This is a genomic window from Pararhizobium sp. LjRoot238, assembly GCF_964252955.1.
Taxonomy (GTDB): domain Bacteria; phylum Pseudomonadota; class Alphaproteobacteria; order Rhizobiales; family Rhizobiaceae; genus Pararhizobium.
Window position 1 is genome coordinate 569,571 of the sequence record NZ_CAXUPP020000002.1, and the last position, 24,929, is coordinate 594,499.

Here is a 24,929-nt window from a genome sequence, read left to right on the forward strand (position 1 = left end):
CAGGACCATGCCAAAGATCCTCGTCTGCGTCGCGGACGCGCAGCTCTTCCTCTTGCTTCGCCATGTGCTGGTGAGCGAAGGCTTCGATGCTTTCCTTGTGACGCAGCCTTCCGAAGTTGTGCGCCTTTGCCGGCGCGAGGCGGTAGCCGCCGCCGTGATCGATTGGTCGGAAGGGGCGCTTGACAGGGGAGCCCTTCTGGCAGCGGTGAGAGCTGTTGCTCCGCCTGTCGCCGTGATCCTGCTTACACGGGATCAGGCCGGGCTGACTGTCGCCCCACCCGCATGTGAACTGCGTCTCGAACGTCCCTTCAATCCTGTCGCTCTGCTGCAGTTCCTGCGGCGTCTGCGCAATCTGCGCCTTGCCGCCGGCCATCCAGGCTTTTCCGGAACGGTGCTTCGGTTTGCCGACCTTGAAATGAACCTTGCAACGGTGAAAGTGCGGCGGGGCGGAAACGATGTCGCATTGACGGCGTTGCAGTTTCGCCTGTTGCGTCGTCTGCTCCAGGCGCCCACGGTCGTTTGCCACCGCGACGATCTTATTGAGAATTGCTGGCCGGAGCATGCCGAAGTCGAGCCACGAACCGTCGACATCCATATCGGCCACATCCGCCGCGCCCTGGATGCACTGGGCCTGGGTCTCATCCGCACGGTACGGGGACGCGGCTACGCGCTTCACATGCCATCCGGCATCAAGGCTTCAAAGCCGTCTAATTCCTGAGCCGCCGAAACATTCCCGCCAGGCGGCGGAACTCCGCCTCCTCGCCGTCGAACCAGGCGTCCAGCCCACAGAAGGCGATGGCGGTTGCTGCTTCACTGCCGTAGAGCGCATGGGCGTGGTCGATGATGGCATCATCGGCCGGACTGCCTTCGTTGACGATCTCACGGTTTGTTGGCTGCGGTCTCTTCGATCTGGATGGATTTCGCGACACGATAGTCTCCCCGCGTCCGGCGCAGGAAGGGATTTTGGTTGATCGCCGGACGTTGTCGCACGCGTGTCGCCGCGTCGATTTGAAGCTCGTGCCGTCCCTGGCGAATGTTTCATCGCGACTATCTTTCTATAGGGCCGTTGCCGTTACGGCAAGCGCAAACGCGCTTCCGAGGCCATCGAGAACGGCGCAACGGCTTGGCGGCGCCCGCATGGCGGGGAACCGGCAGCTGGCAGAGCAGGGGCGAAACGAGGAGGTGACTGTGCTGGCTGTCATCTCGCCCGCCTGGTCGGGGCGCACAAAAATCTTAGGAACCGGAAAAACGAAACGGTTCCGGGCCACGCGAAAACCAAATTCGCGGGCGGTCGATCCCGATTTCGCCCTGCCGGCGGCGTTGTGCTAAACCTCCTGGGGTTGCCCTTGGAACCGAAGTTGCATGCGCAGTCCACGAGCCGTGGCTCTGCCGCCGCGATGCTCGATTCTCTGATGCGCTCTACTTTGTCTGGTTGCGTTCACGGCCCCAGAGTCCAATCTGTCGCTCGCAATGCAATGACCGACCCGCGTGGCAAGCATGGGCTGTGCGGATGCGCATGGCTCGGCTCTGTTTGTAAAGCTTGTGTGAAAACATCTTTGCAAACCCTTCGTTGAAAAGTGGGCCGGCTTCCGGCACTGTCCCTTGTGCCGTAAACCGGCATAGTTGGTTCGAATCAGAGCCGAAGAGGTATTAATTGCCGATGAAGACGAGCCTCGATCACCTGCCGCCGGTCAAGCAGCACGAGCTTCGCCGCGTCGTCGAGGTCATCCTCGAGGAGTTCGAGGATGCGCTGAAAGGGGCTTCGGCGGAGTTCAAGAAACGCGGCCGGATCCTGAAAATCATCCTCTTCGGCTCCTATGCGCGGGGCACCTTCGTCGACGAGCCGCATACGAAGAAGGGTTACCGCTCCGATTTCGACATTCTTGTCATCGTCAACAATCGCAAGCTCACGGACTTTTCCGCCTATTGGCACAAGGCGGATGAGCGATTGATGCGGCATCCCGAGGTGAACACACCGGTCAGTCTGATCGTGCATTCTCTCAGAGAGGTGAATGCCGAGCTACGGCGCGGGCGGTATTTTTTCGTCGACATTCGCCGCGACGGTCTGGCGCTCTACGAGCTTGATGAGGAGCCGCTGGCGCTGCCGGGGCAGGTCAGCCCCGAAGAGGCGTGGCAGATGGCTGCCGGGTATTTCGCGGATCGATTGCCGCATGCGAAAGTATTCCTGAAGACAGCCCGATTTTGCGTAGAGCAGGGTGACTTGAAGGAAGCGGCATTCCTACTTCACCAAGCGATTGAACAAGCCTACTCCACAGTGCTACTCGTGCTGACAAACTACAGTCCAGCCTCCCACAACATGCGATTTCTGCGCAGCCTTGCAGAGGAACAACACCGGGATCTTGTAGATGTTTGGCCGCGTAGCCAGCAGCGATATGTTTCTTGGTTTAACGTCCTCAATGAAGCCTACGTCAAGGCTCGGTACTCGCCGTACTTTGAAATTTCGAAGGACGCTTTGGAATGGCTGACCGATCGGACTGGGACACTCATATCGGTGGTTGAGAAAATTTGCGAAGGTCATCTCAATCGGATTCGCCCTATCTAGACTATTATAAATGGTCGCTCTGGCGCGGTTAACGAGCAACCCGCGCGACTCACAATTGCAAGGAACGGCTGTAGACACGAGCCGATCGCGCTTCAGCGGTATTTGGGGGATTCGGATCGGAGATCCGCAGCGGCGACCTGCTCCGTGCCAGCTTCATGTAGGCAGCGCAATCGGCGTGGGGCCTGCAAGTCCATGCAGTTTTCGACGGCCGTATGTCAGATCACTTCGGGTTAGCAAAACCCAAGTCTAGCGCATCAAATCTCACTTCCCCGGTGCCATGACCGACGGGGGCAGCCACGATCGGGCGATCAGCGGGGCCGTTCGCGTAATTCGGTCCGAGATGGCGGGATGCGCCCGAGTTGGCACCGCGATGTGTTTGCCTCAAATCTTTCGCCATTTCGCAGAACGCCGAAGCGCGTGAGGTGAGGCAGGAAGAGCTTCTCCGCTGACTGCAGCCCTTGACGTCGGTTTGCGAGCTACCCTCAGCGACAGCACGACCCGCAACGGGATTTGCATGAAATGCATCTTGCACTTGCATTCTTTTGAGATTTTTTGGTGTGCAGGGACTTGACAGATGCGTTATATAATGGAATAAATATTCCATTATATAATTTAATGGCAATTTTATTCCGTTTAATCGGAGGTGCAGGGGCTGTCGCTCCTGCATTTGAACGGATGCATTCCTGACTATTCGTCGCCGGTAGCGAACTCAGCGGCAGAAACAAATGGAGGAGGGGAGACGATGACGATCCTACGCACAGTGATGGCTGTCATGATGTCAGCGCAGGCCGAAACAGTCGGCGGCATTGATCCCACCTGAAATGCATTTCTAGCCATGGCTATCGACCACGCGGGTATAGTGATTTTCGTGCTGCCGGTGAGGGCGCGGCCGCTCTGGAGCTCACCGGAGATTTGCCGTCGAGAAAAACGTGCCCTCAGAACTCGTCACTAAAGGCCTGAATAACCTTCAGCCGAAGAGCCAGCAGTTCATCAGGGAGGGTGAGTGATCCCGCCTTATCACGCGCGAAAGTTCATATACGGAAGTGCCACCATTTACTGGGAGAGAAAGCCACGTTTGCCGGTCGCGAGTGCGGGATCGGCCCATACAACAACATAGGGAGGCAATAAAAATGACAGTCAGTCCGACAACGATAGCGGCGGTGCGTGCGAGTGGCGCGGTGCCGAATGCCGAATATCTGCTTGCGGTCGAGGGGGTGCGCAAGGAATTTCCGGGGGTGGTGGCGCTCGACGACGTGTCGTTCCGGCTGAAGCGCGGCACGGTGCATGCGCTGATGGGCGAGAATGGCGCCGGCAAATCGACGCTGATGAAGATCCTGGCCGGCATCTACACGCCCGACAAGGGCGAGGTGAAATTCAAGGGTGTCGACATCCAGTTGAAGTCACCGCTCGATGCGCTCGAAAACGGCATCGCGATGATCCATCAGGAGCTCAACCTGATGCCGTTCATGACGATTGCCGAGAACATCTGGATCCGCCGCGAGCCGAAGAACCGCTTCGGCTTCGTCGATCACCGCGAGATGAACCGGATGACGGCCGCCCTGTTCAAGCGGCTGAACATCGCGCTCGATCCGCAGCTCGAGGTGCGCGACCTGTCGATCGCCAACCGCCAGATGGTCGAGATCGCCAAGGCGGTGTCGTACGAGTCCGACGTGCTGATCATGGACGAGCCGACCTCGGCGCTGACCGACCGCGAGGTCGCGCATCTGTTTGAGATCATCCGCGACCTGCGCCGCCAGGGCATCGGCATCGTCTACATCACCCACAAGATGAACGAGCTGTTCGAGATCGCCGACGAGTTCTCGGTGTTCCGCGACGGCAAGTATATCGGCACGCATGCCTCGAGCGATGTGACGCGCGACGACATCATCCGCATGATGGTCGGCCGCGAGATCACCCAGATGTTTCCGAAGGAGGAGGTGCCGATCGGCGACGTCGTCTTGTCGGTCAAGGACCTCTGCCTCAAGGATGTCTTCCACGATGTCTCGTTCGACGTGCGCGCCGGCGAGATCCTCGGTGTTGCCGGTCTGGTCGGCTCCGGCCGCTCGAACGTCGCCGAAGCGCTGTTCGGCGTGACGCCGGCCACATCCGGCTCGATCCGCATCAACGGCAAGCCGGTGACGATCGCCTCGCCGACGGCAGCGATCAAACACCGCATGGCGTTTCTGACCGAGGACCGCAAGGACACCGGCTGCCTGCTGATCCTCAACATTCTGGAAAACATGCAGATCGCCGTGCTGCAGGACCAATTCGTGACGATGGGCTTTGTCGACGAGAAGGGCGTCTCGGCGCAATGCGAGGAGATGGCCCGCAAGCTTCGGGTAAAGACGCCGAACCTTGAGGAGCGCATCGAGAACCTCTCCGGCGGCAACCAGCAGAAGGCGCTGATCGGCCGCTGGCTCATGACCAATCCGCGCATCCTGATCCTCGACGAGCCGACCCGCGGCATCGACGTCGGCGCCAAGGCGGAAATCCACCGGCTGGTGACGGAACTCGCCCGCGACGGTGTCGCCGTCATCATGATCTCGTCGGAAATGCCCGAAGTTCTCGGCATGAGCGACCGGGTCATGGTCATGCATGAAGGCCGGGTCACCGGGTTCCTCGATCGGGCCGAAGCCAGCCAGATCAAGGTGATGGAACTTGCCGCACGCTGACGGCCAGGAAATCTCAACCACAGGGAGGAAAGAGCAATGGATACCAATGTCGCGGCACAGGGCGCGAGCCCGCCGCTTGCCAAATCCAGACGGCGCATGCCGCCGGAATTCAACATTTTCCTGGTGCTGATCGGCATCGCGCTGGTCTATGAGGTGCTCGGCTGGATCTTCGTCGGCCAGAGCTTCCTGATGAACCCGCAGCGCCTGACGATCATGATCCTGCAGGTGGCGGTGATCGGCATCATCGCCGTTGGCGTGACGCAGGTGATCATCACCGGCGGCATCGATCTGTCCTCCGGCTCGGTCGTCGGCATGACGGCGATGATCGCCGCCAGCGTCGCGCAGGCGTCGAGCTGGCCACGGGCGCTGTATCCGTCGCTGACCGACCTGCCGGCGATCGTGCCGATCGGCCTTGGCCTCGGCATCGGCCTGCTGGCCGGCTTCATCAATGGCCAGCTGATCGCCCGCACGAAGATCCCGCCCTTCATCGCCACGCTCGGCATGATGGTCTCGGCCCGCGGCCTGTCGAAGTGGTATACGAAGGGCCAGCCGGTTTCGGGCCTGACCGACCAGTTCAACTTCATCGGCACCGGCATCTGGCCGGTCGTCGTCTTCCTCGTCGTCGCGCTGATCTTCCACATCGCGCTGCGCTATACCCGCTACGGCAAGTTCACCTATGCGATCGGCGCCAACGTCCAGGCGGCCCGGGTCTCGGGCATCAATGTCGAGGCGCATCTGATCAAGGTCTATGCGATCGCCGGCATGCTGGCGGGGCTGGCCGGCGTCGTGACGGCGGCGCGGGCGCAGACGGCGCAGGCCGGCATGGGCGTGATGTACGAACTCGATGCGATCGCCGCCACCGTCATCGGCGGCACCTCGCTGACCGGCGGCGTCGGCCGCATCACCGGCACGGTGATCGGCACGGTGATCCTCGGCGTCATGACCTCCGGCTTCACCTTCCTGCGCGTCGACGCCTACTACCAGGAAATCGTCAAGGGCCTCATCATCATCGCCGCCGTGGTGGTGGACGTCTATCGCCAGAAGGGACGCAAGAAGGGGTAGGGATGGATGAAAATCCAGTAAAAGTGACTTGGCCGGGGTGTTTAAATCCACCCCGGCCTTTTCGTTGTGCGCCAGGCATGGCGCATGGTGTGCGAACACCGTTTGGCCGGGATGGTATCCGGCCGATGACTTAACCCGCCGCGCGCCATGCCAGCAGCCGCTTTGGAAAGCGGAACCACGGAGGCCTCGTAGAACTCATTGGTTTTGAAGCTCTTGCGGCGAATCCGTGGTTTGCGCTGCGCATTCGGCAGCAACGCAGTCCCGGTCGGCAACTTTCTCGGTTAATATTAAAAAAGAATCTCTTCCGTGCCAATTGTATCCAATACAACCTTTGCTATAAATCGATCGCCGCGTCGTGCGGAAGGGCATTAGGTTCGTCATAGCTTAACCGCCTGATATATTTTCGAATTGGGCGGATGATTGCGAAATGGCGACGATTGTAGGGGTAAACGATACCAAGGAAACACTGACCGGCACGAACGACGATGACGTCATCGTCGGTGGCGCTGGCACGAACATACTCTACGGCAAGGATGGTGCAGATACCTTCGTGATCGGTGCGCGCCCAGGTGTGTCCAGTAGCGATACCGTCAAGGATTTCCAGCGCGGCATCGACAAAATCGACATTTCAGCTCTGGGAATTTCGAGCTTCAGCCAGATGAAGCCGCTTTTGATGCAATCCGATATCCCGGTGGTGACAGGCCTGGGAGTGATGAGCAACTTTAATAGCCGGGGATTTAGTCTTGAAAATGTGAAGCTCAGCACGCTGTCAGCCGATGATTTCATCTTCGATACATCGAAATCAACCGTTGACGCGGCGACTGACGGTTACGACACGTTGTTCGGAACAGCAGGTGATGACACGATGATCGCCGTTGAAGGCGAATTTGGCAACGACCGACTCTACGGCGGTGACGGCAATGACATCATGGACGGTCGGGGCAGTCGCAGTGCCACGCTTTTCGGCGGAGATGGCAACGACACGATGATTGGCGCCGGCAATGCCCTCTATGGAGGGAACGGTAACGATACGCTGATTTTTGGGGAGGGGGAAAGCAACCTCTACGGGGACAAGGGCGCCGATATCTTCAAGGCGCCAGCGCGTGTGTTTAGCAAGTATAGTTATGGAACCGACGGCGTAGTCGAAGATTTCGAGATCGGCGTAGACAAGATTGATGTCAGCGCATTCGGCATTGCCAGCTTTGCGCAGTTGAAATTGATCATGGAGCCTGCGCCGACCCGCAGCGGCACGTATTTCAATGCCTATTACGGCGCCGATGAGCTGTACACGTCCAACAACCATGAGATTCTGATCTACGATATCGCGATGAAGGATCTTCATGGTGCCGATTTTATTTTCGCATCGTCCACGATAAAACCGCGAACCGGAACGGCGTTTGACGACGTCATTTTCGCTGGTGACGGCGATGATACACTCAGCGGCGGCAGCGGATCCGACAAGCTTTTCGGAGGAGCTGGCAACGACATCATCATCGGTGGCTACGGCACAAACAAACTGTACGGGCAACAGGGCTCCGACACATTCAAAATCAATGCGGCGAAGAATGATACCCAGTCCGTCCAGGACATTGGAGACTTTCAGGTCGGCATCGATAAAATTGATGTGTCCGCTACGGGCATTTCAGATTTCGAACAACTGAAATTCATTCTTGAGAACCGGGATGGGCAGCTGATCTTCAAAACCGCTATCGATGCATATGAACATACGGTGCTCCTCAACAGGGTGAAAGCGCAAGATCTGACGGCTGCCGATTTCATTTTTTATGAGGGTGATGGAAAATCGGTTTCTGGGACCAATTTCGATGACCGCATATTCGGGAGCCGCGCCGCCGATATCCTCAATGGCGCCGACGGCAATGATGAGCTGTTTGGCGGCGGCGGAAACGATCAGCTCTGGGGCGGAGAGGGCGACGATAAGCTGTTCGGAGGTTCGGGGAACGACATTTTGGATGGTGGCGCCGGCAACAACAAGCTGTACGGAGGAGCGGGCGCAGATACGTTCAAGCTGTTTAACGGGAGAGGCTTTACAACGCTCGGGGATTTCCAGATCGGCATTGACAAGTTTGACCTGTCCATCCTCGGTATATCGAGCCTCGATCAGTTGCAAATGATACTGCAGCAAAAGAGCACCGCGGAAGCAGCCTTCAATATTCCGTTCAGGGGCGGATTCGTTACCGTGACGTGGCAGAATATCGATATTGGCATGCTGACACCGAGAGACCTTGGTTTTGACAAATCGGGCCCGAAGCACCTCACCGGTACTTATGACGTTGACTATCACTTCGGCAGCACGCGATCGGACATATTGGAAGGCGGCTACGACAACGATAAATTGTTCGGTGGCGACGGCAACGACACGCTGGACGGCGGAGAAAGCGACGACACTCTCTACGGCGGCGCCGGTAACGACAAAATTCTGGGTGGTACCGGTAACGATGCGATTTACACAGGTCTCGGCAAGGACATCGTCGATGGCGGTGAGGGAAGCGATACGGTTTATTTTTTGGCTGGCGTCACCCTTGATTTCGCTAACTCGGCCAACAGCACGGGCGAAGCGCAATACACGACGTACACGAATATCGAAGCGTTTCGCGGCTCGGCGGTAACTGATCGGATGACGGGAGGCGTTCTCAATGACAGGTTCTACGGCGAGGGTGGTAACGACGTCCTAAGGGGCATGGGCGGAGACGACAGACTTCAGGGCGCGAACGGAGATGACCGACTGGACGGCGGCGATGGGAACGATATGATGTTCGGTGGTGCGGGCAACGACAAATTGTATGGTGGCCTTGGCAAGGATCGGATCAATGGCGGGGAGGGCGACGACGTAATCATCGCCAGTAGCTGGGATATCGTTAATGGCGGCCACTTCGGGATAGATACGGTCGACTTTTCAAAGCCGGTGACGATGAGCCTACTGGATTCATCCCTCAACACGGGCGAGGCTGAAGGCTCGCATTATTACAACATTGAAATCTTCGACGGTTCAAACGGCGCTGACGTGATGGTCGGTGGCGTCTATTCGGAGACCTTTTTCGGTCGCGCTGGCGATGATGCGCTTGGTGGCATGGGAGGGCGTGACGTTCTTTCGGGAGGAGGCGGCGATGACCTCCTGTATGGAGGCGCTGGCGCCGATAAACTCTATGGCGGGAAAGGCGCAGATATTTTCGCGTATGCTCGTATTTCCGAATCGAAGGCGGCGAGAACAGGCCAGGACACGATTATTGACTTCCTTGCGTCCGAAGGCGACCAGATCGATCTTTCTTTCGTTGATGCGAATTCGACGGTCGCTGGCGATCAGGCCTTCTCCCTCATCGGAACCGGAGCCTTTACCGGCAAGGCGGGCGAACTGCGCTACGACAAGAATGCCTCTGATACCTATATCTGCGCCGATGTGAACGGCGACAAGACGACAGATTTCACAATCCATCTCGATGATGCAGTCACGATGTTAAAAGGCTTTTTCCTGCTTTAATGGAAATAGGCTGTGCTCGCCCTCAAATCGACGCTGTTGTCGTTCCGGCCAGATAGGCGTGGGCTATTCGATGGTTTCGTGTCGGATCGTTTTTCATAGGCGTAGAGTAGCCAACGTGCAGGCGAGTGCAACTGGTAAAACTTCCAGTTGCTTTCACTTCACCAACAATCACCATCAAAACCCGCGCCGGCGTTCAGCAGGCAAGCCGCAAAGCATGAAAACACCGTCGGTCGGTGGAAGGCGAGGGCGGCCGATAGGATGGCGAGGGCAGAAATGGCGTAAGTCACGAGCTATTTTGTTGAGCGTCTCGTTCAAGACCTTTTGCGCGTGGCGCGCTTCAATGCAGATCGCAGGAACCCCTTCGGCTAGACCGACGCCAATGATGCGGATGGCTTGGCCCAGTTGGCCGAAGCCGGCTTCTACAAGGCAGTCCGGGTAAAGGCTTTCGACAGCATGCTGACGCGCACGCTGGTGGCGGCCCGCAATCAGCTTCTGAGCATCTCAACCCAGCTCAGCAACCAGATCCGCGGCGTGATGAAGACGTTCGGCCTTATCATCCCTAAAGGAACAGGTAGGGTGTTTGATGGCAATGTGAGGGAACTCCTGGATGGGAATGACGGCCTGGCCAGGATCATATTGCCTCTGCTTGAGGCGTGGCGCGACATACGCAAGCGCGCAGCCGATCTTGATCGCCAATTGCTTGCGGCTGCACGGGAGAGCCAGGCGACGAAGCTTTTGATGACGATCCCGGGGATCGGCGCCGTCACGGCCATCTCCTATGTCGCAGCGATTGAAGATCCAGAAAATTTCCGAACGTCGCGCTCGGTTGGCGCCTGGCTCGGGCTGACAACGCGGCGTTATCAGTCAGGCGAGGTTGACTATGATGGCCATATCTCGCGACGAGGCGACAACCACCTGCGCGGACTGCTTTACGAAGCGGCGACCGTGATCCTCACGAGAACAAATGCCAAGAACGAGCCGGCGCAGATCGCGGCCGTCGAGATAGAGAAGATCGAAGGCGTAGAGGATGATTTCGCCGGGTTCGTGCGCCGCCGGCCGGCGGCCGAGCGCCCGCTGCAGCATACCGAAATCGGATCGGCCCTTCTCGTCGAGCACGACGGCTTCGCCATCGAGGATGGCCGTCTTCAGGGGCAGGTGAGGGGCCTCGGCGACGATCGATGGAAAGCGATCCGTCCAGTCATGCCCGCCACGGGTCAAGATCCGCACGCCGGTTGGCTCGATATGGACGGCCAATCGATAGCCATCCCACTTAACCTCGAATGCCCAGTCGCTCCCTTTTGGCGGCTTTGATATAAGCGTCGCCAGACATGGGTCGATGCGGCATGGCATTGGATCTGGGGGCGGGGGCGCACCAGCAGGCTTACGACGACGACCGCGCGGCGGAACGCCGGCATCCTGCAGGTTTCCGATCGAGGTTGGCTCTAAAGGCTTCCTCATTCCATCATTGTAACGATTGTGATGGTCTCTGGCTATTTCTCAAACTCTCGGCCCCAGCAACGACCCTCTCCTATACCAGCGTACTTCCGATTTTTCGCCCGCCATCGTCCTGACCGCAACTTCCGGATTGAACGGAAACGCAGAACATTCTATGCGTTGTGTGTTTCGCTGTTGGGGGTATTTATGGGTGTAACTTTGAGAATGGGTGCTGGCTACAGCATCAACATGGTTGATTTTGATTTTGATTTGTCCGAACTGCCAAGCGCCTATATCAGCCAATACAATAGCACCGCGATCGTGGGCTACGTTGGCGGGGTAAAGGTTACAATCAAAGGGACAGGTTTCACATATAATAGCAGCGGCATCACCGGCGGCGAAGTCCAGAGCATCTCGGAAACCTACGGTGGTGAAACGCTTTTTTCACTGACCGGCCTGCGACTGTCGGTCAAATCCATTTTGAATGTAGTGGCATCGGGAAGCATTACAGAAGCCAAAAAACTGGTGACGTCCGCGCTTTCGGGCTCCGACGATATCTTTGGCGGCCAATATTCCGACGCGCTCTTTGGATTCGCTGGCAATGACGATCTCTCAGGAGGACGCGGCGACGACGCACTCAGTGGTGGTTCTGGCGCTGATAAACTGCATGGCGGCCTCGGCGTCGACAAGCTATTCGGTGGCGCCGGGAATGATACGTTTGTGTACACTTCTGCTACGCAGTCAAACACCCGTCTCGGCCTCGACACGATTCGCGATTTAATGATCGGTGATAAAATCGATCTGTCAGGTATCGATGCAAATGTGAGGGCTGCTGGTAATCAGGCGTTCAGTTTCATCGGCACAGCGACATTTCACGGCAAGCCGGGTGAGTTGCGCTTTGAGAAGAAAGCTTCGGACACGTACATCTATGGTGATGTGAACGGCGACAAGGTGGCTGACTTTGCCCTTCATCTGGACGATGCGGTGACGCTGAGCAAAGGCTACTTTGTCCTTTAGCCAGCGGTTCCGGCGTATCTTCAAACCCCGCTTCGGCGGTGAAAGCCGGCATGTCATTCTCGTTTTAGGTCGCGGTCGAAGCTCGGCGTCCATCCACGGGTAAAACCGATGCTCATAGCAGTTTGGGTCAATACCAACTGCTCGCGCAGATGCCGACAGTCCACGATCAGCGTACCGATCGTGGCGCGAACATTGCCGTCGTGGAACGCCAGGGCAGCGGCGATTTCATCGACTGGGCCCTGAATATTGAATGTCATAGGCGACGGCGCTGATGGTAGGCACGGCTTCTCCTTCCCACTGTGCATAACCCAGTGGCTATCATGTGGACATATTTTCAGATTGGCGGCCGCATCGCCGTGAATGTTCTTATTATGTTCACACAGGGCGCGGAGTCAAGGCCGGCAGTCGCATCGTCGTTGAGGAGAGCCTCGATCTGGTTCTGGATGATCGACTGAGCCGTATCGACCGGTTCCGGCCGCCACGGCCTTCACCCGTCACGGCCGCATCAACATGCGTAACGCCACGCCGAAGACATTCGGCCGCTGGATGACCAGTCCTCCTGCCCGGCGTCGCGCGATATTCGCGGGCCTACCTGCATCACCTTGTCCGTTCGAACGAATCCATTGGCGGCATGCATTTGACCTGGAACAACCTGTCCTACTATCAGGACCTGATCGCGGGTATCCGGCGATCGAACAGGGACTATGCCGACCTCATGGCCGAAACGCAGGAAGCGTGGCGCCAGGAGAACTAGCGCCACGATGAATAGCGAGGCTCAGACTCGCTTAGCCTTGACGACGATGCGGTCAAGGTCACCGGTCGCGCTCGACAGCTTGATTGAGTAAAGACGATCACGTCGGGTTGGAAAACGGAAGCTGCCCTCGGCCACCGTCACCGTGCCGGCAGTAAGCGGCTCCCATGTCACGCTTCCGGAAATTGGCCGCTGCTTGACTGTCCATTTCAGGTTGGCGGGACCACCGTGCGGTACGATGACATCGACCAGCGCCTCGCCATTGCCGAAGACCTGCGGCTGAATGCTGAGGCCACCTTTCTCCGCCGTCGTCTGGAGATACTGGAAGTCCGACCAGAGTTGGCGCAAATAGGCGTCCGCCTGGTTCGTCAGCCGCTGGCGCGCTTGCTCTAGCCCGCGCACCTCGGGTCGCACCTTGGCACGGCCAGCTTCCTTTGTCAGGACCATCACGTTGGCTGCGAGAAGAACGCCGCGCCGGAAAGAGACGATCGGTTTCGAAAACTTCGTGCCCGGCTCGAAACCGTAATCCTGGAGACGTTCGGGGTGCGGCCGGTTGAAAATATGATCGCGCACGAAGCAATCGAAAACCGGCTCGGCATGTAGCGGCGAACCATGGATTAGATCGATCAGGTGGTTGGGATCGAAATAGTAGTTGTGAGGAATGTCCTCCGTTACGCCGCCGAATGTGATGGCCGTGGTGAAGGCATAAACGCCGCCAGGCTTCAAGACACGCTCGACCTCGCGGAAGTGGCGCAGGAAATCCTCGTCGCGCCCGATATGCTCGAAAGCACCGGTCGACCAGCAGAAATCAAAACTCTCGTCCGGAAAATCGAGCTTGCGCATATCCATCGCCATCGCATCGACCTTCTGCGCGTCGATCGGCCAAGGCGCTTTCTGCAGGATGAGATCAAGAGGATTATCGGTGCGCACGCCGACCCAACCGCTATTCGGCAAGTAGAGATCGGTGACCATCGTCTTTGCGACGCGCGGTACGATTGCATAGATCAGCTTTTCCGTACCCGCACCCATGGCAAGACCTTGGGCTGCGGGATGCAGTTTTCCCTTCTTCGACAGGGCACGGAAGATCATTGCGAACTCCCAGGCACGCCGGGAGCCGAATGGAACTGATCTTAGATCGTGCCTTAGAATAGTATCAATCTCGGGATCAAAGAGATCGTAAATGTCACATACTTTCTGCAGCGGCATGTTCACTCTTAAGTTCCTTTATCATTTATTCAAACATGTCATAAGTGAGCTTTGTTCGAACATGTTTTAAATGAGATTTTGCAGGAACGTCAATGTATCGCATGCAGAAGAGTTGTATTGATTTATTTGTCAGATTTCCGGGCCGGGCGCCTGCTGCAGCATCTGCACACCGTTGAGCTTGTAGGTGCCGTCCGGCTGCTTGACGAGAAAATACAGCGCCGTCGCCGAGCAGAGTTCACCCGCGAAGCCGTAGAGGTTGAGTTGTCGAGGCGCGAGGCGCTCGTGGACGATACTCAATCAGGATCTCGGCAGTCGGGTGGGCAATCCCCAGAATAACCTCACCCACTTGCCAGCACCGGCCACCAGAACCACGCCGCGCGGAGGAGCAGCAGGCACGCTGCAAAGCATGAAAACACCGTCGGCCGTTGGAAGGCTAGGGCGGCCGATAGGACGGCGAGGGCGGAAATAGCGTAGGTCATGGCGCCAGCGTCTTTTAGGAGATCGGGGCCTTTATTGAGCAACAAGGTCTCACCAATCGACGCGCTGTTGCCCTCAATGCGTCGGCATCAAAGCCAGCGTTCCCCTTGGAATGCTGGCTTTGTGTTCACGCATTCCGCGTGGGGTGCTGAGCCAGGAAGGGAGCAGGCGGCCTTCATTGTGCAGGCGGTTGGAGCGTCATGTTCATATTCGGTCAGGGTGAGGCCTCCGGCCAATCGCAGTGTCAGGCGTATTGCCATCGAAATGGGGTCCGTCATGGGTGTATAGGACGACCTCGCCGAGTTTACGCCGTCGCCGAAGACGAAATCGCCGTCCACCTCTATGGGGAAAGCAAGGCGCGACTGAAAGCTTGCAAGTGGTGCCGATTTGGAGCTCACACAGACAACCAACTACCCCTGGGACAGTGTGATTGCCTTCACCACGACACTGGCATCACCGGCGAGGTCCGCTCTTTCGCTTCGCACCCCGGAATGGGCGAAAGGTGCGACGCTGAGCGTCAACGGCGCGATACTCGACCTTTCGGCATGCGTGGTCGATGGCTATGCCCGCATCGAGCGGGACTGGAGTATGGCGACACGGTAGCCCTTTATCTGCCGCTTGCGCTCCGTCCACAATTTGCCAACCCGAAGGTTCGCGATCCCTCACATCGCTCATCCACGTATCTGTGTGTCACGGATCCTTTCGTATTGTTTCTCCATTGACTATCCCGGTTTGGTGAGCCGCCCTAGAATTAATCCTCTCCTGTATTCGGACCTGACGGCTGAGCGGCAATTGAAGATAGCTGAGCGGAAGGACCTGGTTCGATCCAAAGGCAGCATCGTTGCGGCGGTAACAGCGAGGATCGTTGTGGGCCTTCTGGCACTGCAGGGAGCTTTGGCTCTCGCCTTTGATTGGACGATTGTGGCCGTTATCGTGCCATAACTAGGCCAAGTTCAGACCGCTGCCAACGCAGGCCCTTCCTTGAGTAATCCGCGCCCTTAAGTCACACAGCGAAAATGACGAAGTCAAAACCGTTGATCAGGTTCTTAATGGCATCCGACCGACTTGCAGAAAAGCAAAAGGGGCCGTACGAAGCGGGGCGAGACAGCATTTCAGGAGAAGATCAGTGAAGTCGATCTTTAAGGCGTTAAGAGCACATGCCGCAGGCGGAAAATCGAACGCGCTGGCCGAACATGTGCGCCGTCATGGTAAGGTTCCCCTGTCTTGGGCTGGCTCCACTTCTAGTATGGACTATCTCAACATCGGCGATGCGCTCAGCGCTGTCATGGTGGCACTTCTGTCGGGCCGCGATATCGAGCGCGTCCCCTCAAAATCGAATTCACTACGCATGGCGTGCGTCGGGACGATCGGCCATGGATTTGCCGGTGGAGAAGTATGGTTCTGGGGAACGGGCGCGTCGATGTGGAAAAATCCCTCCGCGCCGCGCAACGACTGGCAAAGCTTCAGCGGCGCCGGGGAAAAAGGTTTTACAGTGGCCGCAACACGCGGCCCGGTGTCGGAGCATCTGCTGACGGGCAAGCCGGAGGGAACTGTCGGTGTCTATGGCGATCCGGTGTGGTTGTTGCCGCGTTTCTATGCCCCGGTCCCGGTTAAGAAATGGAAGTTGGGCGTTATCGTCCATCTGTCCGAATTGGCTGATCGCGATCCCGAGGCCCACCTCAAGTCCGAACTCCGGCGCTATTCCATCCCAGAGAATCTGAAAGACCACATCCATCTGATCAATACGGTGACGCCGATCAGTATGACGTCGATCAAAGATAAGATCGATGAGATTTTGGCCTGCGATCGGATCGTGTCTACGAGCCTTCACGGCATGGTCTTTGCCGAAAGCTACGGTATTCCGTGCCTACATTTTCCGCTGCGCGGTCCGAAGCAGGGACTTCATGTCCGGAATCTCGGCGCCAACTGCGATCTCGATTTGCGTATCATCGACCTTTATCGAGGGCTGGGAATGACCGAACTGCCGGTCTACGCGCAAGATCGCAACCATGTGACGGATTGGGACGACCTGATGGCCGCGATCGATAGCGCCTGGTTGCCGAAGACATTCAATGCGCAGGCTCTTCTTGATGCCTTTCCGCTCGATCTTGCTCCGTTAACGTCACCGGCCGGCGGAACGATCTGGGATCACCCGATCCTGCAAGATCTGGTTCTGCAGCATGACGTCAACGAGTTGAAGCGCATGGACAAACTGCGCGCATAGGGAAAACGAAAGGCCAGCTCTCGAAAACGCTTTTGACTGCGTTGCAACGGCAGCTTCAGCGCGATTTGCTGCTTTCAATCAACGTCAGCACAAGAGCGGAAAGCAGTGTCAGTGGCGTTGTGGCGGCCGTCTGGGGTTTGGAGCTTTGCGTTGGGGTAAGGCCGACTTTCCCGACCGGTTTGTCACTTGCGTTGACCCCGCTATTGCCGAGCGTCCACCAACCCTCGCGCAGGATTTTTTCGATGACGAATGTGGCGACGTCGAGTGATCTCGATGGAGAACCTGGCGGCAGAATATCGGCGGAAGTCGGATTACGATCGCTCATCACCGAGTAATAGACGCGCCTGATATCGTTATCGATCTCGTCACTACCCTCAGGCGCGGTGTTTATTTTCTGGCGAAGTTTGCGTAGATCGTTAACCGTGACCGCCGTACTGCCCGCTATGCCCGCCAGTTCGTCCGCAAAGAGATCCGGATTGGTTCCTTCACCCGTGAACAGCTCGGAGAGCGCTGAACCAGGTGCAGCTTGCCGGTTCCGGATCACCTTGGCGGCCCCCCGAATACCATCCCGAAACGCCTCTTTCCGGATTTCGTCCTGTTTTGCGATCAAGGCGGAGGCTGCGGAACAAACTTCGAGAAGAAGTGCTGCTGCCTTTTGATCGCCCATCGTCAGCGCTGCATCATTCGCCCTTGCGAGCAGATCATTCAGTGAAGGCTTTTGATCGGTCATCGGCAGTCTGATTTCTTCATCACGAGGGTGTCGTCCGACGTTTCCCTCAACGTGTTACTTGAACTTGGCATAGAGATTCTGAAGACGCTCGGCGTATTTTTCCGAGGAAAACAACTTGGCGCGCTCTAGACCCACCGTCTCATAGTGCTTCATCAATCCGTCGTCATTTGCAATGTCTTTGATAGCTTGCGAGATCGAATTAACATTGTACGGATCGACGATCAATGCGCTGTCACCGGCGACTTCCGGGTTTGCGCCTTCACTGCCTGTGATCACCGCCGTACCCAGTTGCATCGCCTCGAGGATCGGCAAGCCGAAGCCTTCGTACAGCGAAGGAAATACAACCGCCCTGGCGCACCGGATCAATGACGTCAGGAGATTGAGAGGGAGATATTCCAGTCGCATGACCGAGGACGTCTTCGCGGCGTGACCGGTCGTGGGACCTAAGAGCTGTTTATTGAGCAGGGATTTCTCCGAATCCTGAAGAGCGTCGAGAAGACGAAGCTCGTTGGCATCCTTCCAAACCAGCTGCCCGACGATCACCAGCGGAAGCTGGCTGTGGCTGGCGAGATAGGCTTCGATAATTCGGCCAACATTCTTCTTCGGCTCGATCGCGCCGAAGAACAGGAAATACTGCTTATGTTCGAGCCCGAAGATCGACGAGACCTCTTCGCGGACCTCGTCCTCGTTCCGGTTCAGAATACGGCTCGGTAGATTGACAGCTTGATAGGTGTTCGTTACGCGACTTTCATCAACGCCCAGAAGTTCTACGATATCCTGCTTGGAAGCCTCCGAAACCGTGACGATGTGATCGGCTTTTTCGCTGATGCGCTTCACCTTTTTTAAAAACGCTCTCTTATTGTCGAGCGTCGTATAGGGCAGCCGCAACGGGACAAGGTCATGGATTGTGTAGAGGTTCGCTGCGTTTTTCAGCGTGACGGACAAGGGATAGGTCCAGTGCGCAATGTCGGCACTTCCGGCGTAATCAATGTTCAGGAACTGTCCATAGGTCCGGAAATGCCAGCGCGAGATCGTATAAAGGTTACGCACGTTGAATATCCGGTCATGCTCAGGCAGACCACCGGGTGTTTTCCGGGCGATGACCTTTCCGGTGATTGGAACCTGCTTGGCGGTGACCCCAAATGGCGACTTAATCAGGCTCTTGACGATTTCCTTTGTCCTCATCGATCTGGGCGACGGGTCAAAGAAACTCACTTCCGCAAGAAGTTCGTTTTTACCGGCCGAAGATCGTACGCCGTACATCAAGTCAACCTTATGCCCCAGCGCCGACAGTTGCGCGCTCAAATTTCGGGCGTAGGTGGCAATTCCCGTGCCTTTCTCCAAAGCGAGATTGTAGCCATCGACCAGGACACGAGGTTTAGACATGAAATGTAGATCCCACTTGCTGTTTGCTTCATCGGCCTGGATTGTGCGGAGGCTCGGCCGAGCGATGGTTGTTCGTCTTTAAGTCTCAGGTGACGGAACCGTCATTGCTGGCTGAAGGCGATGCGACCCGCTATCTATGCGATTGCTATATCGGAAGCAACCTTAATGCTGTCGCCGGGCAGGCTTCAGAAACGCATTTGGCGGTGATGAAAGGGCTTGTGAAAACAACTCATATCAGCGGATGAATGGAATTTCAGCCGTTTGGCCGCTGAATACAACAGACATCGTGAAGAAACGACGTCGCCAATCAGATCAAACCGTAAATTCTGATGGCCTTAACATTATTTATGTCAGGCCCCGCAAGAATCTGCCCATGCCCGGAGTAGGTTAAGTCCCTTTTCCAACAAAGCCTTAGCTTGGCTCTCTGTTTCCGCCTCGACATAGCAGCGCATTTCCGGGGCATTGCCCGATGGGCGGAAATGGATGATGCGTCCGTCTATCAATGCCACGCGAAGTCCGTCAATGTCGCTAACGCCTGCGATGGTGCCAACATCGCTCAGAAATGCTTCCAGATTGGCATCGTCGCCCCGCAGATAAGCCATGAGGGCCGTGCTCGTCTCGGTTGGGAAATTCTCCAGACGATCGCTGAGTGCCACCGGAAGGCTGTACGATGCGGATATGACCGAAAGAGGTTGGCCATGTTGTGCCACCTTAGCCAGAGCAGCCAGCACCGGTAGGAAGCTGTCGCGGGTGGGTAACGAGCTGATCAATGTGCCGTTGATGGAGAAATCTGTAGCTGTCAGCACCCCGCCATTCGCCTCAAAGCCCAGTACGCCGGTCTGTCCGTCTGAGAGAGCCTGCATCATACCGGCGATAACGAAGGGGGAGCCGACGCGGGTCCGCAAAACCGTAAAGTCGTCGCAACGCTCTATTCCGGAATTCGACGTGATAGGCGTGACTGCAACTGCGGCCCCGGTGAATTGCGCGGCGATCAGACCCAGAAAATCGCCGCGCAAAGGTTCACCCGTCTCGTCGCTGACCAGCGGACGGTCACCATCGCCGTCGGCCGAAACGATAGCATCGAGAGAATGTTCGACAGCCCAGCCCTTCAGAAGATCAATGGTTTCTGGCGAGACGGCTTCCGTATCGACCGGAATGAACGTTTCGCTGCGGCCAAGTGGGACAACGTCGGCCCCAAAGTGGCGCAGCACGTCCACAAACAGGTCGCGGGCAACTGTGCTGTGCTGGTAAACGCCGATCTTGAGACCGGTCAAGGCGCCTGTGGCGAGGATGGCGGTGTTGCGGGCGACAAACAGCATACGAACGTCGCGCTCGTGGTCCGGAGCCGTCGCGGGCGTTGCATCGATAGGCGTGCCAGAAGCCATAAGCTCTGCCGCCGCAGCGCCGATCGCCAATTCGTCTTCCTTGGCGATTTCACCGTCGGGAAGATAGAATTTGATACCGTTGCGGTCTGCCGGGATATGCGAGCCGGTAATCATCAGTGCTGCAGCGTGCTTCTGAAGGCCGTAGAGCGCTAGTGCTGGTGTTGGGACCGTGCCGCAATCGAGGACCTTCAATCCGGCGCGTAGCAAAGCGCCGATACAAATCGCAGAGATCTGCGGGCTTGACTGACGGAAATCACGGCCGATGAGGACCGTATCGCCGGGCTTGGCCTGCGAGGAGGCGATAAGCGTGCCCGCGAACGCCGTAGCATAGATTGCAGCAGCGGGGCCTTCCAGATCAACAGAAAGGCCGCGCAGACCACTGGTGCCAAATTTCAGGTTCAAATTCAGTCCTTTCAAAACTTGCCCTCTGATATCGTCGAAACCGCGGGCAAGCCGTCACGTAAGCCGGCGGGAAAACGTAGGTGTGACACAACAACGATGCCCGAGCCTTCCGGCCCATGCATTTTCGTCTTCAAACCCGGCCGAACTCGTCATCAAGGCGAATGACATCGTCATCCTTGAGATATGAGCCTGTCTGCACCTCGATCAGTTCCAGCGGGATTTTGCCCGGATTGCTCAGACGATGAACTTCACCCTGCTGAATGTAGATCGACTCGTTCTCGTGTAGCAGGTGGGTCTTGTCGCCAATGGTGATTTCGGCCGTACCGCGTACGACAATCCAGTGCTCGGAGCGATGATGATGCTTCTGCAACGAAATCTTGCGACCGGGTGTTACGCGCAGCCGTTTAACCTCGAACCGCTCGCCGCTCAGCACGGAGGCAACCGCGCCCCATGGCTTATATGAGGTCGGGTGAATTTGCGTCAATTGACGCGTCTTTGGCGCCTTGGCCAAGCTCTTGACGATCTGGCCGACATTCTGACTATCAGCCAGATGCCCGACATAGACAGCATCTTCGCTGGCAATAACAGCCATGTCATCAAGGCCATGAACCGCAAGATGGATATCGCGCGACAAAACAAGAGAGTTGCGCGTGTTGGAAACGGTCGCCTTCTGGCCGACCACATTGCCAAACTCATCCTTGTCTCCGATAGCCCAGACAGAATCCCAACTGCCGAGATCCGACCAACTGAAGGAAGAGGGAACGACCGCCGCGTGCAGCGTTTTTTCAAACACGGCATAATCCACGGAGATGTCCGGCGCTTCAGAAAACGTTGCTGCGTCAAGACGAACGAAATCTAGATCGCTGACGGAACTCTGAACGGCTTTTTGTGTCGCTTCGTGCACTGCAGGGGCGAAGGCAGCCATTTGCGACAGGAACAGGCTGACCGGCAGCATGAACATGCCGGAATTCCAGAGATAGCGACCGCTTGCCAGCAATTGCTCGGCACGGGCCTGATCTGGCTTTTCCACAAACCGGGCGACCGTTTTTGCGCCGGAATGCAGGTCCGTTCCCGTTTCGATATAGCCGTAGCCGGTTGCTGGCTCCGTTGGAGTGATCCCGAATGTCACGAGCTTTCCGGCCATTGCGGTGTCACGGGCAGTGGCAATGCAGTCGAAATAATGGGTGTTAGAATCGATCTCATGATCGGAAGCTAACACCTGCATCACGGCGTTGTCGCCGTAGTCGCGCTGGACCAAAAAGGCTGCTGCAGCCAGAGCCGGCGCCGTATTGCGCGCGACTGGCTCAAGCAGGATACTCGACAGGGGCACATCGACGGTCATAGCTTGCTCGGCCGCCATGAAGCGGAATTCCGAATTCGTGACAATAACAGGCTGTTCGTACCACTCTGCGTCCGCAACCCGTTTCAAGGTTTTCTGAAAAAGGGAATGATCGCCAAGAAATTGGAGAAACTGTTTAGGCGCTGCAGATCGGGACAATGGCCAAAGCCGCGTTCCCTTACCACCGGCCATAATGACCGGCACGATTTTCAATGGCATGGGTTTCCTCTGTGAGCATTCTGTAGGCGAAAGATTTGCTAAAGTTGCGAGTCTTTCTGTTGAATTACATTGTGTGACGCCCGCTAACGATTTTCCTACACGCTGTCTGGCGCTGAGATAATGACTGGCTATATCATTTTTGATTCAGCTGTCGAGTTCTCGGCTGTCCAACGGCTATTAGCCATTGCTTTGATCCCGGTCGACTTCCAACGAATGGTAGAAATATACCACTTGCACTATTCATCCGGCTCTTCTGGCACAGATTCCTAATGCCGTCGCATCGCCTTGATTAAGGAAAGCTGAGGATTCTGGGAGTTCCATCGAACTCAATGGCCATGAGCCCTGTGGTTTCGCAAAGCCCGCTCCAGCGCCAAACCCAGCATCAGCGCCGCGAAGGTCCAGCCAAGCATATAATTCATGGACATCATATGGGTGGGATAAGTGGGAAAGAACGCTGTCCTGAACAGCGCGACGAAATGCATAATCGGGTTGTAAGCCAGAATATCCTTGACTGCCGGGGGCATGTATTCGGGAATGAAAAAGACCCCGCTGAAAAATATCTGAGTACGCGCAAAAATCGACCAGCAAAATTTCCATAGTGGAATCAGGTAGGTGAGGAACGAATTGATGAGACCAACACCAAAGGCTAACAACGTAAGCATTGCTAGAAACTGCACTATCGCAACCGGATTATAGGGTATTGCGTAACGCGAAAGACCTAAAACGCTAATCATTGCGAAGAAAGCAAGAAAGGCGAGCGTAAACGATAAAAATTCCACGAAACTGCGCGCAACTGAATAATCGAGCGCCTCAATGAATGGGATACTTGTGACTGCTTTGGATGCCTCAAGTGCAGATGCTGCTTTAATACTAATGGTCCGAAAGAAAAGAATGGGAAAAATACCTGTGGCTATAAACAACAGCAGGCTATCACCGATGAGTAGGCTTCGATGAAGATATGTGAAAATGATCCAGTGTCCGACAATAAATAAAAGCGCCTCTAGCAGATCAAACAACTGCATGAATGCATGCTTGCTGTTGCGCAGTCTGATCTCGCGAATCGTAAGCGCACTTACGATCCTCAATTGCCGGGACAGGCCGAGCGCCAACACATTCATCGAAAGATAAGCTCCAGCTAGCTACAACCGATCAAGCATGGTCACGGATGCTGTAATAGATCAACGTCAACACCACCCACGCACCGAACGCGGACAGGAATACCAGGAGCGTGTCGACAAAGGTGCGGGGGTAGGAAGCAATCTGGGGCAGTCCTGGCTGAACATAGGTGGCGAGGTAGGTCTGGTTGTTGCTGGCCCGCATACGGGCATTTTCATAGTTCGTCAGAGAAGACTCATAGAGTTTTGTCGTGATCTCGACATCTGTCTGCAACTGATCGTATTTCGTGACACGTTGCGCGTCGTCCAATGTGCCGGGCTTCGTTGCATCGACATCGGTAACCTGTGATTGCAAAATTTCGATCTGTTCTTTTGCGGCGGTAATCTGATTCTTGAGGACGGTGAGCCGCGGAGACGTCGGATCCATGTAGCTCGAAAGCGCGGAATATTGCGCTTCCAGTACCGACAAATCGCCCCGCAGCTTGTTGTTCAGAAGCATCTTGCCTTCGGCGTCCTTGCGAACGTCAATACTCTTCTGGCCGGAGCGCAGTTCCGTTTCGCGCTGACGAACGTCCTTGAGACGCGCCTCGGCGCGGTCCAGTTCATTTTTGGCGAAAGCCATCTGACTCTGGCGCGCCTTTTCGGAAATGTCGTTGACGAGCTTTTCGCATAGAGCCTGCAGGGCGGTAGATATTTTGAGTGCGTCCTGTGGAGAAAACGCCGTGACCTCGATCGTGTTGATACCCGTCATGATATCGTAGCTCGTCGAAACCCGGTTTCGCCAGTAATCCACCAGACGCTCGAGCGAGGCGTCTTCAGAAAGACGCGACCACCCATCGATGCCATCCATCGAATAGATCCGGCGCAAACCGACACTCTTCTCCAGCGCTTCCACCGCATCCCGGCTAAGCGTGTAATCGGCGACAATATAGCTGTTGGACATGGCAACGGCCGTATCTGCAGCGACGGAGGAGGAGGAAGATATGTACGCGCCATCCGTTGGCCGAACGGAGAAGCGGAACTCGGACATATACTGCGGAGATGCCACGAAGGCGAAATAAAGGGCACCGATGATCGTTGGCACGATGACCATCAGGAAAAAAGATATCGATGCACCAGACAGGCCGCCCTTTGCTTTGGCAACCATATCCGTAACCCGCGCGGAGCGATATATAACAGTCGTCTTGCGAGGAAACTGCTTGGGAACAATCGTGGGTGCCGCCGCCTGCTGGCGGACCGGCCTGACTTCATCGAGTCGTAACACCAATGCGCCTGTCTCATCCGAGCGAGCCTGTGATTTTTCGAGCTTCGCCGGCCGGTTCGTGTCCTTCAACGTCGTCTCCTGAACTGGGCGCAATCCCCGCCGTAAGGGAGCCTCATAACACAGTTCCACCATTCGGAAAAGCGTGGCGGATCACTAGCGCAGGGCAATCGCTTCAGCTTTTTCGGAG

General features: G+C 56.5%; 17 protein-coding genes and 4 pseudogenes. 10 read left to right on the plus strand and 11 right to left on the minus strand.

From position 1 onward, the window contains the following. Positions 1-7 precede the first annotated feature (7 nt). The gene (locus ACSQ3F_RS23905) at positions 8-718 is read left to right on the plus strand and encodes a winged helix-turn-helix domain-containing protein (protein WP_436102695.1); all 711 of its coding nucleotides are present in this window, start codon (positions 8-10) and stop codon (positions 716-718) included. On the opposite strand, the gene ACSQ3F_RS23910 is transcribed toward ACSQ3F_RS23905, so the two are convergent. Beyond that, on the minus strand, positions 708-929 hold the full coding sequence (locus ACSQ3F_RS23910) for a hypothetical protein (protein ID WP_436102696.1): 222 nt from the start codon (positions 927-929) through the stop codon (positions 708-710). The genes ACSQ3F_RS23905 and ACSQ3F_RS23910 overlap by 11 nt on opposite strands. Positions 930-1,660: 731 nt before the next feature. Here ACSQ3F_RS23910 and ACSQ3F_RS23915 point away from each other — a divergent pair. The 5 genes and pseudogenes from ACSQ3F_RS23915 to ACSQ3F_RS23935 form a co-directional block, all read left to right on the plus strand. Continuing rightward, positions 1,661-2,563 carry a nucleotidyltransferase and HEPN domain-containing protein gene (locus ACSQ3F_RS23915; RefSeq protein ID WP_436102845.1) on the plus strand — a complete coding sequence of 301 codons (903 nt, stop codon included), beginning with the start codon at positions 1,661-1,663 and terminating at the stop codon, positions 2,561-2,563. A 1,130-nt stretch (positions 2,564-3,693) separates the two neighbouring features. Continuing rightward, positions 3,694-5,235 (plus strand): sugar ABC transporter ATP-binding protein, encoded by a 1,542-nt coding sequence (locus tag ACSQ3F_RS23920; RefSeq protein WP_436102697.1) that lies wholly within the window; start codon positions 3,694-3,696, stop codon positions 5,233-5,235. Between the two features lie 36 nt (positions 5,236-5,271). Further along, entirely contained in the window at positions 5,272-6,297 is a 1,026-nt protein-coding gene (locus tag ACSQ3F_RS23925; protein WP_436102698.1) for an ABC transporter permease, read from the plus strand. A 427-nt stretch (positions 6,298-6,724) separates the two neighbouring features. Then, positions 6,725-9,793 carry a calcium-binding protein gene (locus ACSQ3F_RS23930; RefSeq protein WP_436102699.1) on the plus strand — a complete coding sequence of 1,023 codons (3,069 nt, stop codon included), beginning with the start codon at positions 6,725-6,727 and terminating at the stop codon, positions 9,791-9,793. A gap of 369 nt (positions 9,794-10,162) precedes the next feature. Then, positions 10,163-10,771 (plus strand): annotated as a pseudogene (locus ACSQ3F_RS23935) (IS110 family transposase); the annotation flags it as partial. On the opposite strand, the pseudogene ACSQ3F_RS23940 reads toward ACSQ3F_RS23935, so the two are convergent. Continuing rightward, positions 10,763-11,251, minus strand: a pseudogene (locus ACSQ3F_RS23940) (ATP-dependent DNA ligase); the annotation flags it as partial. The pseudogenes ACSQ3F_RS23935 and ACSQ3F_RS23940 overlap by 9 nt on opposite strands. Before the next feature lie 183 nt (positions 11,252-11,434). On the opposite strand from ACSQ3F_RS23940, the gene ACSQ3F_RS23945 reads away from it, so the two are divergent. After that, positions 11,435-12,244 (plus strand): calcium-binding protein, encoded by an 810-nt coding sequence (locus tag ACSQ3F_RS23945; RefSeq protein ID WP_436102700.1) that lies wholly within the window; start codon positions 11,435-11,437, stop codon positions 12,242-12,244. Positions 12,245-12,297: 53 nt separating this feature from the next. Here the strand turns inward: ACSQ3F_RS23945 and ACSQ3F_RS23950 are convergent, their stop codons facing one another. Then, entirely contained in the window at positions 12,298-12,501 is a 204-nt protein-coding gene (locus ACSQ3F_RS23950; RefSeq protein ID WP_436102701.1) for a hypothetical protein, read from the minus strand. Positions 12,502-12,724: 223 nt separating this feature from the next. Here ACSQ3F_RS23950 and ACSQ3F_RS23955 point away from each other — a divergent pair. Then, positions 12,725-12,998, plus strand: a pseudogene (locus ACSQ3F_RS23955) (tRNA-guanine transglycosylase); the annotation flags it as partial. 21 nt (positions 12,999-13,019) lie between these two features. Here the strand turns inward: ACSQ3F_RS23955 and ACSQ3F_RS23960 are convergent. Together ACSQ3F_RS23960 and ACSQ3F_RS23965 are read right to left on the minus strand one after the other, a co-directional pair. Then, positions 13,020-14,084 (minus strand): methyltransferase domain-containing protein, encoded by a 1,065-nt coding sequence (locus ACSQ3F_RS23960; protein WP_436102702.1) that lies wholly within the window; start codon positions 14,082-14,084, stop codon positions 13,020-13,022. A gap of 246 nt (positions 14,085-14,330) precedes the next feature. Further along, on the minus strand, positions 14,331-14,498 hold the full coding sequence (locus ACSQ3F_RS23965) for a hypothetical protein (RefSeq protein WP_436102703.1): 168 nt from the start codon (positions 14,496-14,498) through the stop codon (positions 14,331-14,333). Between the two features lie 482 nt (positions 14,499-14,980). On the opposite strand from ACSQ3F_RS23965, the pseudogene ACSQ3F_RS23970 reads away from it, so the two are divergent. Together ACSQ3F_RS23970 and ACSQ3F_RS23975 are read left to right on the plus strand one after the other, a co-directional pair. Beyond that, a pseudogene (locus ACSQ3F_RS23970) lies at positions 14,981-15,349 on the plus strand (glycoside hydrolase family 127 protein); the annotation flags it as partial. Between the two features lie 455 nt (positions 15,350-15,804). Beyond that, on the plus strand, positions 15,805-16,902 hold the full coding sequence (locus ACSQ3F_RS23975; RefSeq protein ID WP_436102704.1) for a polysaccharide pyruvyl transferase family protein: 1,098 nt from the start codon (positions 15,805-15,807) through the stop codon (positions 16,900-16,902). Positions 16,903-16,957: 55 nt separating this feature from the next. On the opposite strand, the gene ACSQ3F_RS23980 is transcribed toward ACSQ3F_RS23975, so the two are convergent. The 6 genes from ACSQ3F_RS23980 to ACSQ3F_RS24005 form a co-directional block, all read right to left on the minus strand. Continuing rightward, positions 16,958-17,632 (minus strand): hypothetical protein, encoded by a 675-nt coding sequence (locus ACSQ3F_RS23980; protein WP_436102705.1) that lies wholly within the window; start codon positions 17,630-17,632, stop codon positions 16,958-16,960. Positions 17,633-17,686: 54 nt separating this feature from the next. Then, positions 17,687-19,018 (minus strand): glycosyltransferase family 4 protein, encoded by a 1,332-nt coding sequence (locus tag ACSQ3F_RS23985; RefSeq protein ID WP_436102706.1) that lies wholly within the window; start codon positions 19,016-19,018, stop codon positions 17,687-17,689. Positions 19,019-19,368: 350 nt separating this feature from the next. Continuing rightward, the gene (locus tag ACSQ3F_RS23990) at positions 19,369-20,805 is read right to left on the minus strand and encodes a phosphomannomutase (protein WP_436102846.1); all 1,437 of its coding nucleotides are present in this window, start codon (positions 20,803-20,805) and stop codon (positions 19,369-19,371) included. Between the two features lie 130 nt (positions 20,806-20,935). Next, positions 20,936-22,363, minus strand: a complete 1,428-nt coding sequence (locus tag ACSQ3F_RS23995; protein ID WP_436102707.1) for a mannose-1-phosphate guanylyltransferase/mannose-6-phosphate isomerase — start codon at positions 22,361-22,363, stop codon at positions 20,936-20,938. Between the two features lie 326 nt (positions 22,364-22,689). Further along, positions 22,690-23,481, minus strand: a complete 792-nt coding sequence (locus ACSQ3F_RS24000; protein ID WP_436102708.1) for an ABC transporter permease — start codon at positions 23,479-23,481, stop codon at positions 22,690-22,692. 31 nt (positions 23,482-23,512) lie between these two features. Continuing rightward, positions 23,513-24,811, minus strand: coding sequence for a hypothetical protein (locus ACSQ3F_RS24005; protein ID WP_436102709.1), 1,299 nt, complete (start codon positions 24,809-24,811; stop codon positions 23,513-23,515). Positions 24,812-24,929: the final 118 nt, after the last annotated feature.